At 53.9% G+C, this 14,897-nt stretch carries 10 protein-coding genes; 7 read left to right on the plus strand and 3 right to left on the minus strand.

Going from position 1 to position 14,897, the window contains the following annotated elements:
* Positions 1-47 precede the first annotated feature (47 nt).
* Positions 48-776, minus strand: coding sequence for a DUF3120 domain-containing protein (locus tag CKL79_RS11830; protein WP_170944040.1), 729 nt, complete (start codon positions 774-776; stop codon positions 48-50).
* Positions 777-1,095: 319 nt separating this feature from the next.
* Between CKL79_RS11830 and CKL79_RS11835 the strand changes: the two genes are divergently transcribed.
* The 3 genes from CKL79_RS11835 (at position 1,096) to CKL79_RS11845 (ending at position 5,675) form a co-directional block, all read left to right on the plus strand.
* Positions 1,096-1,989, plus strand: coding sequence for an undecaprenyl-diphosphate phosphatase (locus tag CKL79_RS11835; protein WP_121969838.1), 894 nt, complete (start codon positions 1,096-1,098; stop codon positions 1,987-1,989).
* A 69-nt stretch (positions 1,990-2,058) separates the two neighbouring features.
* Positions 2,059-3,471 (plus strand): TIGR03279 family radical SAM protein, encoded by a 1,413-nt coding sequence (locus CKL79_RS11840; RefSeq protein ID WP_121969792.1) that lies wholly within the window; start codon positions 2,059-2,061, stop codon positions 3,469-3,471.
* Between the two features lie 290 nt (positions 3,472-3,761).
* Positions 3,762-5,675: a TolC family protein gene (locus CKL79_RS11845; RefSeq protein WP_121969793.1), complete on the plus strand. Its 1,914-nt coding sequence runs from the start codon at positions 3,762-3,764 to the stop codon at positions 5,673-5,675.
* 35 nt (positions 5,676-5,710) lie between these two features.
* Here the strand turns inward: CKL79_RS11845 and CKL79_RS11850 are convergent, their stop codons facing one another.
* The gene (locus CKL79_RS11850) at positions 5,711-6,082 is read right to left on the minus strand and encodes a hypothetical protein (RefSeq protein WP_240518821.1); all 372 of its coding nucleotides are present in this window, start codon (positions 6,080-6,082) and stop codon (positions 5,711-5,713) included.
* 367 nt (positions 6,083-6,449) lie between these two features.
* Here CKL79_RS11850 and CKL79_RS11855 point away from each other — a divergent pair, with 367 nt between their 5' ends.
* On the plus strand, positions 6,450-7,553 hold the full coding sequence (locus CKL79_RS11855) for a D-alanine--D-alanine ligase family protein (protein ID WP_121969794.1): 1,104 nt from the start codon (positions 6,450-6,452) through the stop codon (positions 7,551-7,553).
* Between the two features lie 219 nt (positions 7,554-7,772).
* On the opposite strand, the gene CKL79_RS11870 is transcribed toward CKL79_RS11855, so the two are convergent.
* Positions 7,773-9,521 (minus strand): DUF3825 domain-containing protein, encoded by a 1,749-nt coding sequence (locus CKL79_RS11870; RefSeq protein WP_121969797.1) that lies wholly within the window; start codon positions 9,519-9,521, stop codon positions 7,773-7,775.
* Between the two features lie 309 nt (positions 9,522-9,830).
* Between CKL79_RS11870 and gltX the strand changes: the two genes are divergently transcribed.
* From gltX to CKL79_RS11885, 3 genes are all read left to right on the plus strand, one after another.
* The gene (gene gltX, locus CKL79_RS11875) at positions 9,831-11,279 is read left to right on the plus strand and encodes a glutamate--tRNA ligase (protein WP_121969798.1); all 1,449 of its coding nucleotides are present in this window, start codon (positions 9,831-9,833) and stop codon (positions 11,277-11,279) included.
* A 335-nt stretch (positions 11,280-11,614) separates the two neighbouring features.
* Positions 11,615-13,507 carry an ATP-dependent zinc metalloprotease FtsH2 gene (gene ftsH2 / locus CKL79_RS11880; protein WP_121969799.1) on the plus strand — a complete coding sequence of 631 codons (1,893 nt, stop codon included), beginning with the start codon at positions 11,615-11,617 and terminating at the stop codon, positions 13,505-13,507.
* A gap of 237 nt (positions 13,508-13,744) precedes the next feature.
* Positions 13,745-14,836: a glycosyl transferase gene (locus CKL79_RS11885; RefSeq protein WP_121969800.1), complete on the plus strand. Its 1,092-nt coding sequence runs from the start codon at positions 13,745-13,747 to the stop codon at positions 14,834-14,836.
* Positions 14,837-14,897 lie beyond the last annotated feature (61 nt).

Here is a 14,897-nt window from a genome sequence, read left to right on the forward strand (position 1 = left end):
TACCCATGCTCGCTCCACCGGCACCAACGGACCTTCGCTAAGTAGAGTCAGGCGAAGACAGCGGCGACGAAAAACAGGCTGTCTACCAAAATAGTACTCAGCACAGCGCCACCGAATGCCCACCAGCTAGTGCTGCGCGACCGCAGCGGAATGGTTCCTAACATAATCAGCAGCGACAGCAACACAATTGCCCAGCCGACGCCCTCATAAGTCTCCATTCGCAGCAGGGCGCTGTGCAGGATTTGCCCTGCTTCTGTAGGCGGACTGACCATCAGCTGCCGCCAGTAGGGGATCAGCCCCACGCAGTAAAAATAGATATCGGTAATCGCTGTCCCAAACAGAGAGCCGAGATAGAAATAGTTGCCGATTTTAGCTTTGCCGTAGCGCATCAAAATCAATACGATCGGCAGGCCAACGGCTTCTATCGGCAAATGAACGTAGGGATTCCAACGGAACCAGCCCCAGTAAATAGCGCCTGCTAGCCAGGTCCAGCTAAAGCCCACAACCAGATCGCCCCAGAGATGAAGATGGGGCTTTTTGAGCCAATTCCAGCCCAGCAGCAGCCAGAGGGCTGTAACAGCCAAGCTCAGCTCCGGTAAGATTCTTACCAGGGGCGCTTGAATAAAAACGGGCACCGCTACCAAGAAGGCCGACGCTGCGAATGCTTTGAGCCGATCAGCCTTAGATTTTTGGGCGACTAGGTCAGTAAAGTCTATGCTTGAATGCGTCTGCGAACCGTCTACGGTAGCTGACGGCTCTTGAGCTGAAGTCTGCAAGGTCTCAACATCCTTAACTTGTGGCGCGGTCGGGTCGAGAACTAACAATATCTTTCTGAGATAGCTTAACTGTTCTTAACATATCATATTCTAGAATTGCCCTACATACCCACATGTAGCTAGATCTATAGCTTTATTTCTCTAGCCAAAGTTTACTATGAGCAAAAAATATAAGCTAAAACTTTGCTGGAAATTTGCCAGAATCCGGGTCAGTTTGATTGAATCGTTCACTAGCGAAACCGAATCGAGTTTCTAAGTTAAAGATGGGGCTTTGCGATATGCCAATGAATACAACTACTGAGTGGAGCTGGAATTACGCATGGTAGAACCAGTCATGATGGCTTGGGTGGTAGCTCAGACGACTGCCCCCGTACAGGAAATTACGCTATGGCGGGCAGTGGTGATCGGAATTGTGCAGGGGCTGACCGAGTTTTTGCCGATTAGCAGTACGGCTCATGTGAAGGTAGTGCCGGTAATGCTGGGCTGGGGCGACCCGGGCGTGTCGTTTACGGCGGTGATTCAGCTAGGCAGTGTCGGGGCGATTCTTTGGTATTTTTGGGACGACCTTTCTACGGTGACGCTGAAGGCAATGCGCTCAGCGTTCAGGCGCGAATTTGACGCACCTGATTTTCGCTTGGGTTTGGGAATCGTTTTGGGCACCGTGCCGATTATCGTGATTGGGCTTTTTATTAAGCTGTTTGTGCCCGGCTATGACACTTCGGTAGTGCGCTCTACGGCAGTGATCGCCATCACTTCCATCGTCATGGCAATTTTGCTGGGCGTCGCTGAAATGTTGGGCAGTCGCAAGCGAGACTTTTCTAGCCTGGGTCTGAGCGATGGCGTCAGCGTTGGCTTAGCGCAGGCGTTGGCGCTGATTCCGGGCGTATCGCGATCAGGGTCAACGCTGACAGCGGGGCTGTTTTTGGGCCTGAAGCGAGAAACGGCGGCGCGGTTTTCCTTTTTGCTGGGGATGCCGGCGATTTTGCTATCGGGGCTGGTTTCTATCAGCGATGTGATCGGTTCTGATAGCCGGGTGGCATTGGTGCCACTGCTGGCCGGGTTGCTGGCGGCGATAGTCTCTTCTTATTTGGCGATCGCCTGGCTGATTGATTTTCTCAAAAAGCACAGCACCTGGGTATTTGTCTGGTACCGGCTGGCTTTTGGGGCGGTAATCTTGATTGCGATCGCTACGCAAACGCTAGAGAATATTTAAAGCACACCTCGTCTGTGATAGAGCGGTGCCGGCACCGCTTTCTACTGCGCATATTCTCGACTGCTTGTTATGAAAACCGCTTCGATCTCACCGGCCAAAATCACCCGCGTCATGCCCGGCTCTATTGCTGAGGAAATCGGCTTTGAAGCGGGCGATCAGCTAGTGGCGATTAACCAGCAGCGCCCCCGCGACCTGATTGACTACCGATTTCTATGTGCTGACGAGCTGCTTGAGCTAGAGGTGCTAGATGCAAAGGGCGTGGCGCATCAGGTAGAGATTGAAAAAGACTACGATGAAGAGCTAGGTCTAGAATTTGAGACAGCGCTGTTTGATGGGCTAATGCAGTGCGTTAACCGCTGCCCCTTTTGCTTTATTGACCAGCAGCCGCCTGGCAAGCGAGAGACGCTGTATCTCAAAGATGATGACTATCGCCTGAGCTTTTTGTACGGCAGCTATTTAACGCTGACCAATATCTCGCCAGCCGAATGGGAGCGGATTGCTCAAATGCGGCTATCTCCGCTCTACGTGTCGGTACATGCGACAGAGGGAGCGGTGCGATCGCGCCTGCTCAAAAACGACCGGGCCGCTCAAATTTTGGAGCAGCTGGCCTGGTTTCAGCAGCAACGGCTGCAAATTCACGCGCAGGTAGTGGTGTGCCCAGGCATTAACGACGGCCCGCATCTAGAGCGAACACTCAGAGATTTGGCGGCTTTTCATCAGGGCGATCTGCCAGCGGTGGCGTCAGCAGCCGTTGTGCCCGTAGGGCTCACCCGCTTTCGCCCTGAGCAAGATCAGCTCGTACCGGTGACGACTGCTAAATCTCAGGCGGTAATTGCCCAGGTGCAGGCGCTGCAGGCAGAATTTCGGGCTGAACTGGGAACGACCTTTGCCTGGTTAGCTGATGAATGGTTTTTGATCGGTCGCCAGCCGCTGCCGCCGGAGAGTCACTATGAGTCTTACCCGCAGATTGGCAATGGGGTGGGCTCGATTCGGCTGTTTCTGAAAGAATTTGAGGTGATCGCCCAAGAACTGCCAGATCGGGTTTATCCACCGCGCACCTTTACCTGGGTAGTGGGCAACGCCGTAGAACATGCCTTTGCCCCCCTGGTCACCTGCCTGAATCAAATCTCTGGGCTGACCCTACAGATGGCTGCCATTAACAGTGACTACTGGGGCCAGGAAATTACGGTTACTGGGCTGCTCACCGGACAAGACATTGCAGCGCAGCTAGCAGGTAAGGATCTCGGCGATGGCGTTCTGCTACCTGCTTTAATGCTGAAGCAAAGTGACAGCCAGCGCCCGGACGAAACCTATTTTTTAGACGATATGTCCGTAGCGCAGCTCGAAAACAAACTAAACTGTCCAGTATTATCTATAGCGGGGCTCCCTGAATTGGTAGCCGCCTGTTGTGCTTCCGTAGTGCCTCAGCAGAGCTCCGGTGGGAATGACCCCAAGCGCAAGATGACTTTGCTCGAAGCTTAGCGCCCAAGCGCAGTGATTTCGAGGGCAGTTTTACGACTTTCTAGCCGTATCCGGGTCTTTCTGCAAGCAGATGGATGAATAGGTTACTGTCATCCAATGGCCTATCGCCTGGCGAAATGCCCCTGTTACCTTCTCTAAATAGCGTTCACATTTCAGCAGGCAAGCCTGCGGTGTGAATGCGTTTTTTGGCTGCGCCGATTTTATGTCAAAGTCATTGAGTCAAGATCAGTGAATCTAGGCCCGCTGAATTAAAGTCCATCGAATGAAAGTCCATTGAAGCCATCAGCACTATGCGATATCTCAAGTCTGCTGCTTTTCTACTGCTGGTGATGAGCGGTTCGGTGTCTCTGCTGCCGCAAACTGCGATCGCCTCCCCCCCAGAGTCAGATACTCAAAATGGCTCATCGTCGGCCAAGCCCCCGGCTAAACCCGCTAGCATTTTGTCTGCCGCGCCGCTAGCGGTCGATCTCACGAGATCTGACGCAGCGCTCGGTTTGGTAGAGGCTCAGGTTACCGACGGGCGATCGCCTCAGTTTTCGCAGGTAGCTGAGGGGCGATCGCCCGTCGCCGAAACCGTCGTGGCGCAAGCACCCCCTGCACAGCCAGCAGCGCCGCCGATGGATCTAGAAGACTTTAGACGCCTCATCGAGTCACCCAGCCAGCAGCAAGCGCAAACCCCAGCGCCGGCAGAGAACCCAACAGAGAGCCCAACAGAGAGTCCGGCAGCCAGTCCAGAAGAAGGCGACCTGCCCACGCTGGAAGAACCCGCGCCCGCGCCGCCGCCCACTGAAGAAGCGATGCCTGATGAGATGTCGCCTGAGACACTTTTTCCCGAGGCAGACTTTAACCCGGCGGATGTCGAAATTGGGGACCCGATAGACAGTTTGGTCGCCGATCCCAATCCCTTAAATTTTCCCACCGCACCTGAAGAAGTTGAGATAGACAGAAGCCCGGTACTGACCCTAGAGCAGGCAACTGAGCTAGCCTATCGCAACAGTCAGGCCCTCCAGCGATCGCTGCTGACGCTAGAGCAGGCAGAGGCGGCCATCGACGAAGCTCGCGCCGCACAGCTACCAACAGTATCTACCGGGGCCGACATTACCAGCCGAGAGAGCGGTGGCACATCGGGTCTTTCAGGCTTAGAAAATATTCCAGGATTGGGCGAAGTCGGCCAAGATAGCGGCCTCAGTACGACCTTAAGCGGCTCTGTGGATGTTAGCTACGACGTATTTACCGGCGGCAGACGAGCGGCCTCAATTCGAGCGGCAGAACTGCAGCGACAAACGAGCGCTTTGGCTGTAGAGAGTCAGCAAGAGCAAATTCGTTTGAATACGGCTAATTCGTACTACGCACTGCAAGAGGCAGGCGAACAAATTCGGATCAACCAGTCATTTTTAGACGAAGCGGCGCGCAACTTACGAGATTCCCGGCTGCGGCAAGAAGTGGGCGTAGGAACTCGCTTCGATGTGCTGCGGGCCGAGGTACAGTTTGCCAATGCCCGGCAGTCGCTGATTCAATCGCAAAGTCAGCAGCAAATTGCCCGCCGAGACATTGCCCGACTGCTCAACCTGCCGCCAACCGCTAGCTTACAGACAACGCCAGTAGCCGTGGCCGAAAGCTGGCCGCTCACCCTAGAAGAAAGTATTGTACTAGCTTTTCAAAACCGCGCTGAGCTAGAGCAGCAGTTGCTACAGGCCGATATCAGCGAACAGCAGCGCCAGATCGCCCTGGCCAGTATTCGGCCTCAGGTGAGTGTGTTTGCCAATTACAACCTTCAGAACTCGCTGGATGACAACGACGGCTTTCAGGACAATTACGCATTCGGCGCTCGGTTTAACATGACCTTGTTTGACGGAGGCGCTGCCCGAGCTAGGGCCCGTCAGCAGCAGCTTGATGGCCTCATCTCTGAAGAGCAGTTTGGCGAAAATCTCGACCAGTTTCGCTTTGATGTAGAGCAGGCTTACTTTAACCTACAGGCGAACCAAGAAAATATTGCGACTTCGCAGGTAGCGGTTTCTCAAGCGGAGGAGGCACTCGACCTGGCGAATTTACGCTTGCAGGCCGGGGTCGGCACGCAGCTAGATGTGCTCACCGCCCAGCGGGAACTCACTGAAGCCGAGGGCAACAGCGTCACGGCAATTCTGGGCTATAACCGGGCGCTAGCGGAATTGCAGCGAGCCGTCAGTAACGTAGGAGATCTATAAAGCGCGAAAGGCAGGTAATAGCTCTAAAGCGCTGATCACACAGATGTTTCAGACTTTTCGGCTGCTGGGTTATCTAGACGCGCAGGTGTGATTCCATCAGTTGAATGACTGAGGGCGTTAAAAATGGTTTCTTCCTGGCACAGCCGTTCAATTACCTGCTCAGCGCTGAGCAGCCGCTTGAGCACCACCTGACCGATCATCGAGTGGGTAGCTGCCTTGGGCACCACCTCGACCATTAGGACGGCCTCCTCTACCTGATATAGCCGGAGCGTTTCGCCATTTTCTTGGATGCAGAGCGACTGCTGCTGCAAGTGAGGCAGGCGATGCCAGGCCGATTCATTCCACAGGCCGCCAAATTCCCAGACTCTGCCTGTGGTCCAGCTATCGGATAGAAAGAAATACTTCACAGCGTCACCAATGAGCGTTAACGACACAACCGTTTCTCGTAGCGTAATATAGCGTTGGCCACTTTGCTTACTACACAAGTGATCGCTAGAACCTTTGTACAGGGTAAGCACAGTGACGCGCAAGCACTGATGTTCGCGGCAGGCAATTGGCTCACTTTCGCCCGGATAGGCTGACTTTTCTTAGAAGGAATAACTGGTAGATGCACCCTGATACAAACGCTTGAATTCGCTCCTTTTTGCGGGTTTAAGCGTTTTTTTTGGCCTGATGAGGGCTGAATGCTGTCGGACGGATTGTGCTCTGGGCTCTGGCCCGTGATAGGCTATCGCAAAGAATTCTCTGACGTATTTTTACTAGCGGGACTAAAAGCTGATGGCGATGCGGGTAGGCCTGTTGTTCGGTGGGCGGTCTGGAGAGCATGAGGTGTCGATTCGTTCGGCTCAGGCGATCGCTCAAGCGCTAGCCACTGGCGATAACCCGGCCAAATACGAAGCTGTGCCTGTCCATATTTGCAAAGACGGTAGCTGGGTGACCGGCGAGACAGCTCAGCAGGTACTCACTTCTGGGAAGGCGCTGGCGGGTGACGACACTGCCACCCGCGAACTGCCAGAGATGGGCACATTAGAGTCGCGTCTGCCCAATCTAACCAAATCAGCCGCCGCCCATAATAAATTGACGGATATTGATATCTGGTTTCCCGTTCTCCACGGCCCTAACGGAGAAGACGGCACCATTCAAGGCTTGTTGAAGCTGCTACAGATGCCGTTTGTTGGCTCTGGGGTGCTAGGTTCGGCGCTGGGGATGGATAAGCTAGCGATGAAAAGTGCCTTCGCTCAAGCTGGGCTGCCTCAGGTGAAGTATCAAGGGGTGACCCGCGCCCAGATCTATTCCAACCCCTGCATATTTCCTAAGCTGTGCGACGACCTGGAAGCTGATATTGGCTATCCGTGCTTTGTTAAGCCTGCCAATTTGGGGTCTTCTGTAGGCGTTGCTAAAGCGACTAACCGCAAAGAACTGGAGGCTGCCCTCGATAGCGCAGTCAGCTATGATCGCCGGGTGATAGTAGAAGCTGGGGTGGTCGCTCGTGAGGTGGAGTGCTCTATTCTCGGCAATGACTATCCCAAAGCTTCGGTATTAGGAGAAACCCAGTTTGAGAACGATTTTTACGACTATGAGGCCAAGTATACAGAGGGCGGGGCAACGCTGTTGATTCCCTCGCCTGTGCCAGATGAAGTGCGCGATCGCCTTCAGGAGATGGCCATCCGCGCCTTCCAAACCGTCGATGCTGCGGGTCTCGCGCGCGTAGACTTTTTCTATATCGAAGCTACAGGCGAAATTTTGATCAACGAAATCAACACCATGCCCGGCTTCACCGCTACCAGCATGTATCCCATAATGTGGAAAGCCTCCGGCGTAGATTTCCCAGAGCTGGTAGACAAACTGATTCAGTTAGGATTAGAGAGAACCGCCTAAAAAGTTCATTTGGCTAGCGCTATTGCGAAGCCCAAAACTCTATACGACACTGACTTCAGCCTGTGGATAGAAACGCAAGGCACAGCACTCAGGGATCAGCAATTTGAGGAGATCTAGATTTCCCCAATCTGATAGAGGACATTGAAGAATTGACCAAGCGTGACAATCGGGCACTTCATAGTCACCTAAAGGTGCAGCAGCAGCACCTGCTGCCCAAACCTACGCACCGCTGGTGACCTCGATCCCCTCATCTGAGCTGTCGTCTTCAGTTGATCTGTCGTCTTGAGTGACAAATTCTTCTGAGTCATCGTCATCGTCAAAATCCTCCTGGCTCAGCGTCATAGAGCGGCTGAGCCAATGCTCATCTAGCTGACAGATGAGCCGGGCATTGTTATACGCCTGGCGCATGGTCAAAATGGTGTGACCGATGTATTTACCTGACGGCTCGCGGCGGGCCACGATCGCACAGTCGGCAATATCTTCATCGACCAAACAGATAGGCAGCAAGAGATCGATACTGTTAATTTTGGGATAGTAGGTCGGCACTGCCGTCTTGTAGTTGATCTGGGTTTTTAGCAGCGTACGGCTCAGCGCCTCTTCTAGTCGGTTGACGATATTTCTGTAGGCAATGGAGTCGGCGTCTAAAGCCTCGGCAAATTCCCTTTTGTAGCTGTGAAAAGCTGGACCAATCAGCGTTTGAGTATCGCGCGGAGTAAAGCCTGCCGGGGCGTATTGCTCAATAAAAGCTGAGGGCAGACGCTCCATATTATCTTGTACAACATGCCGCCAATCGACTTCAGGCGCGCCCGCTGCTAAGTGATAAAAGGCTTGCTCAGGGTTGGCCAGATAGTTGGCCGCAACTGGGAGCCGAGTAAATTTGGCCACCAGCTTTTTTCCTGCTGAGCCCTCACCGGGAATGCAAAAGTCTAAGTCCCATGTTTGATTAGACTGCTGGGTGAGCAGGGCGTAGATAGGTCGGAGCAGTCGGTCGAGCAGCCCAGTATTGAAGGCGCGGTATTTATAGCTGGTGCTAGAGAGCACTTTTTGCTCGTGCTGCAGGCGGATAAAGGTATAGCGCAGATAGCTTTTAAGGATGGGATGGGGAAAATCAGTCGGCGGCTCGGGGCCAAAGTACCAGCGCTCACGCAGGGCGATCGCTGCCAAATCACTCACCTTTTGATGCAGCGTCTCTGGCGAAAATCCCGCAAACCTGGACAAATGCAGAATGGTATGGCTAGGTGGCTTGGGAACCGGACGGGTGCCGCTGCGCTGCCGGATGCTCGGCGACACGCGGCGGGGTTTAGAAACTACTCGGAGCGGAGCGGTTGACGGGCAGAGCCGGACATAGCTAGGGCTATCGGCCTTAACTTCGATTAAGTCAGATCGGCTTTCTATAAAGCTAGAGAAGTCGGTAAAGCCGTACTTTTGAGCGGAGAAAGTGGGGATCTGAGTGGCGATCGCCCGCCTCAAACTATCCATATGCACCCAGCCATCGGCGCTATCGTATCTTGTCAAGGTATCCGTCAGCAGCCACTTGACATCCGTTGTCGGTCGGACATAGTACACAGGCGCTGAGCTAGGGCTACCGGGATCCGGGTCAACCCGTTCTAGCGCTACCAGATCAGGCACGGCCTCTAGCAGATCGAGCAGCTTCGCGAAATTATATTTTTCGTAGGAAAATGAGCGGTCTTTTTGCCTCAGTAGCGCCCCCACTTGGGCAGCATGGGTGCGCTTTTGCTGTGGCAGTTCGTAGATGGCCTGGTAGAGCAACTGTCGCAGCGCCGATGGCACCGCCGGATCGATAGCGGCAATGGAGGCTGAGCCTGCCACTGTAGATACAGTCGGGCGGCTGTCGGGGCGGCTGTCGGGGCGATTGAGTTCTCGGCTAGCGCTACGGCTAGATGAGCGACTGCCGCCATGGAGCAGACGTTGAAAAAATCTGGAGATTGATTTGAGTAAAGATCTCATCTAATCAGAGGCTGTGCGCGGATGGTGACTGGCAGGGTAGATAGCAAGTCAATGGATAAATAATGGAGGTCTGCCAATAGCGTAGCGAGACAGCGACTGAATAAACAGCTCGCCAAGACACATCTAGGTCATAAAAGGCAATATTGTTTGCAATTATATTATTTAGAATTGTTTAGATGTTTGATATCCAAGGGCTGCCACAGTCGCTGGACAAACCCCTCTAAAGGGGCTCACACCCGATTGTAAGCATATAGTACGCTGATAGACTGCAACCACTTGCAATCACTGACCGCTTATCACCTGAGATCTATGTCTGTTCGCGTGCGCATTGCGCCTAGCCCAACTGGAAATTTGCACATTGGCACGGCTCGTACTGCCGTCTTTAACTGGCTCTTTGCCCGTAGCCAGGGCGGTCAGTTTCTGCTGCGCATTGAAGATACCGACTTAAATCGCTCTAAGTCTGAATATACGGACAATATTCTAAACGGCTTGAAATGGCTGGGGATGGATTGGGATGAGGGCCCTTTTTATCAGTCACAGCGGCTGGAAATGTATCGCGAAAAAATTCAGTTGCTGCTAGAGAAGGGACTGGCCTACCGCGCTTACGAAACGCCCGAAGAACTCAACGCCATGCGCGAAGCTCAGCAGGCTCGCAAAGAGGCCCCTCGCTATAACAACCAGCACCGCCACCTCACGCCCGAGCAAATCGAAGCGTTTGAAGCCGAAGGACGACAGGCAGTGATCCGCTTCAAAATTGACGACCAGCGCGAGGTTACATGGCATGATCTGGTGCGCGGCCACGTCAGCTGGCAGGGCCAGGATTTGGGCGGCGACATGGTAGTGTCTCGGGCCGCAGGTAAAGGAGATGTCGGTCAGCCGCTCTATAACTTTGTGGTGGTGGTAGACGATGCTGATATGGCAATTACCCATGTGATTCGCGGTGAAGACCATGTGGGCAATACGCCTAAGCAAATTTTGCTATACGAGGCCATGGGCATAAAGGTGCCTGAATTTGCGCACACGCCGCTGATCTTAAATGAGTCGGGGGCGAAGCTCTCTAAGCGGGACGGGGTAACGTCAATTTCCGACTTTCAGAACATGGGCTTTACCGCCGAGGCGCTAGCAAACTATATGACGCTGCTGGGCTGGTCTGCCCCCGATGCCCAAGAGCTATTTACTCTGCCAGAAGCGGCCAAACTCTTTAGCTTTGAGCGGGTGAATAAAGCCGGAGCGAAGTTTGACTGGGACAAGCTCGACTGGATCAACAGCCAGTACCTGCACGCCAAACCGGCTGAAGAGCTTTTACCGCTGCTGCTGCCTTACTGGGAGCAGGCGGGCTACGGGTTTGATGCTGAGACAGATAGCGCCTGGCTGTTGCCTCTGACGGCGATGATTGGCCCGAGCCTGACGCGGCTAAAAGACTGTGTGGAGCTAGCGCACTTTTTTGCGACGCCGACGCTGGACTTTAGCGAGGCTGCCAAAGATCAGCTGGGCAAAGCAGGGGTTGCCGGCGCTATACAGGCGGTGCTATCGGCGCTAAAAGAGACTCAGATTGGCCAACCTGAGGACGCTAAGGGGCTGATCAACCAGGTGACTCAGTCGCTAGGCGTGAAGAAAGGGTTGATGATGCGATCGCTTCGAGCTGCGCTGATGGCCGATATGCAAGGCCCTGATCTGGTCGAATCCTGGCTGATCTTGCACCAGCGGGGGTATGACCAGCAGCGATTGCAGGCAGCTTTATCCATCGCTGAGGGCTGACGGTTAACCGTAAAACGGGCAGATCACTTTGTATCGCTCTGCCTATATCGGGATTTTTCGTTGTCTCATACTCAGAATTTACGTTAAATTTAGTAAAGACAAGTCTCATAAAACTTGGGATCGTTTAGTAATTTGCTAACGGCCATTCAGAAGTTTGTAGCGAGCAGACCTCTACCGCCAGTCGATGCTAATTGATGATCAATCCAGTGAGCACCGCCGATATCTGCTGACACCAGATGTTCTGCGGATCGTGGATTTGACTTTGGGAAGGCAAACAACGCCTGCGATCCAAATCTCAAATCGCGAACTATCTATATAACAGAGGCCACCGAGTCATGAAATTTTCTTGGAGAACTGCCCTACTGTGGACACTGCCCCTTCTAGTAGTTGGATTTTTCCTGTGGCAGGGTTCCGTCGGTAGCGCAGATCCCGTTGATACAGGTCGTAACACTGCTAGCACTAGCATGACTTACGGTCGATTTTTGGATTATTTAGATGCGGGTCGCGTCACGTCCGTTGACTTCTACGAAAACGGTCGGACGGCCATCGTCGAAGCGGCCGATCCTCAAATTGACAATCGGATACAGCGCTGGCGCGTCGATTTGCCTGGGAATGCTCCCGAGTTAGTTGAGCGGCTGCGTACCGCCGATATCAGTCTGGACTCTCACCAGCCTCGTAACGATGGCGCGATCATCGGTATTCTTGGCAATTTGCTGTTTCCGATTTTGCTGATCGGCGGGCTGTTTTTCCTATTCCGTCGCTCTAATGGCGGGGCCGGTGGTCCTGGTCAGGCGATGAACTTTGGCAAATCTAAGGCGCGCTTCATGATGGAAGCCGATACTGGCGTCATGTTTGACGATGTGGCCGGGATTGAAGAGGCCAAAGAAGAGCTGCAGGAAGTAGTCACCTTTTTGAAGAAGCCCGAGCGCTTTACCGCAATTGGGGCACGCATTCCGAAAGGGGTACTGCTTATCGGCCCGCCAGGAACGGGTAAGACTTTGCTAGCTAAGGCGATCGCTGGAGAAGCAGGCACCCCCTTCTTCTCGATCTCCGGTTCAGAATTTGTTGAAATGTTTGTCGGTGTGGGTGCCTCTCGCGTTCGCGACCTGTTCAAAAAAGCCAAAGAAAGCGCCCCCTGTATCATCTTTATTGATGAGATTGACGCGGTTGGTCGCTCCCGTGGCGCAGGCATTGGCGGCGGTAACGACGAGCGAGAGCAAACGCTCAATCAGCTGCTGACAGAAATGGACGGTTTTGAAGGCAACACAGGTGTGATTGTGATTGCGGCTACGAACCGGGCCGACGTGCTCGATTCGGCGCTGCTGCGTCCTGGTCGCTTTGACCGTCAGGTATCGGTTGATCCGCCCGACATCAAAGGTCGCCGCGAAGTGCTAGAAGTACACGCTCGCAACAAAAAGGTAGCAGACGATATCTCTTTAGATGCGATCGCTCGTCGCACCCCCGGCTTTACCGGTGCGGATCTGGCAAACTTGCTCAATGAAGCCGCCATTCTCACCGCTCGCCGCCGCAAAGAAGCCGTCACCATGCTGGAGATTGACGACGCGATTGACCGCGTGGTTGCGGGCATGGAAGGCACACCGCTAACTGACGGAAAAAGCAAGCGATTGATCGCCTATCACGAAGTCGGTCACGCCATCATTGCAACCATGATCAAAGCGCATGATCCCTTGCAAAAAGTCACCCTGATTCCGCGTGGTCAGGCGCAGGGCCTAACCTGGTTTACGCCGAGCGAAGACCAGATGCTGATTTCTCGCGCTCAGCTCAAGGCTCGCATCTGCGGTGCGTTGGGTGGCCGGGCAGCAGAAGATGTCATCTTTGGCGATGCCGAAATCACGACCGGTGCAGGCAATGACCTGCAGCAGGTGACCAACATGGCCCGCCAAATGGTGACCAAGTTTGGCATGTCCGAAGACCTCGGACAGGTAGCGCTGGAGAGCGAGCAGGGTGAAGTCTTCTTAGGGGGTAACTGGGGCGGTCGCTCTGAGTACTCTGAGGAAATCGCCTCTCGCATTGATGCTGCCGTACGCAAAATCGTGCAAAAGTGCTACGAAGACACCTGTAATATCATTCGCGAAAACCGCAATGTGATTGACCGGGTGGTGGATCTGCTGATTGAGAAGGAATCTATCAGTGGTGACGAATTTCGTGAGATTGTAGGTGAGTACACTACCGTCCCTGATAAGGAACGATTTGTCCCTCAGCTGTAAAGGGTACTCTGTGATCGATTACCTGGTGGCATACGGTTGATTTTTGTGCGCCGCGAACGGTAATTCTCTATAGATAGTTGCTACGAATAAAAGGGTTTGCTGGTGAACGGCGAACCCTTTTGTATTAGGCCAGACGGCGGCTGAGATCTCTAGGGCGTCAGCCGCCGTCTGGCTGAGAGACGATTTTTCTTTTGGAACATTTCTCTTTAAGCTGAGCAAGCTGCTCGCAAATGCTCTATGCCTACTCTCTACGTTGCGGTGACAAACCACGGTTTTGGCCATGCTACTCGCGCCGCTTCAGTCGCCGCAGAGATCCGGCAGCGCTGTCAGGCCGCTGGCCTACCGCTGAAGCTAATCATCGCGACTAAGGCCCCGGGCTGGCTGCTCGACAGCTACTTGCACGGCGACTATACGCATCGGCCAGTGAGCTTTGATGTGGGCGTCTTGCAAACCGACAGCCTGACCATGGACAAAGCGGCAACGCTGCGAATAATGCAGGAGATTCGCAACCAACAAGACCGGCTGATTGCCGAGGAATCGGCTTTTTTACAGGCGGAAAACGTTGACCTAGTGCTCTCAGATATTCCGCCGCTGATGGGCAAAATCGCCCGGGCAGCGGGCATACCCTGCTGGGTGATGGGCAATTTTGGCTGGGACTTTATCTATCGGCCCTGGGGAGATGAGTTTGCGGCGATCGCTGACTGGATCTGTGAGTGCTTTGGCCACAGCGATCGCACTTTTCGCCTGCCCTTTTGTGAGCCGATGTCAGCGCTGCCAAATATTACCGATGTGGGGCTCACAGGCGGCACGCCTGCCCATAGCGAAGACCATTTGCGCAGCTTACTCAGCCGAGATATTCCCTCTGAACGTACCGTACTGCTGACCTTTGGCGGCTTAGGGCTATCGGCGATTCCCTACGATAGGCTAGATCGCTTTCCCGACTGGCAGTTCATCACCTTTGATCGCCAAGCGCCTGACCTGCCCAATCTGTACCGGGTGAGCGATCCGAAAATGCGACCGGTAGACTGGATGATTATGTGCGATCGCATCGTCTCAAAACCGGGTTACAGCACCTTTGCCGAAGCCTGCCTGCTTGATAAAGGCATCATCACCATCACCCGGGAAGGCTTTGCCGAAGCGCAAATTTTAATCGACGGCATTCAGAACCACGCGCCGCACTGCATTGTAGAAGCCGCAGACTTTTTCAACGGCGATTGGTCATTTTTACAGCGCGATCTGCTGCCGCCCAAAACCAACCAAAAGCTCGACAAAAGCGGTCAAACCGTTATTGCTGCCGCCATCACCGAGTATCTGGAGAACCGGCCCTAACCCGCGCGGTTGGCAAAGGCGCAGGTGAGATAGACTAGCAATAGCCCGGTACTAACGAAAC

This window comes from Leptolyngbya sp. BC1307 (genome assembly GCF_002286735.1).
GTDB lineage: Bacteria > Cyanobacteriota > Cyanobacteriia > Phormidesmidales > Phormidesmidaceae > Phormidesmis.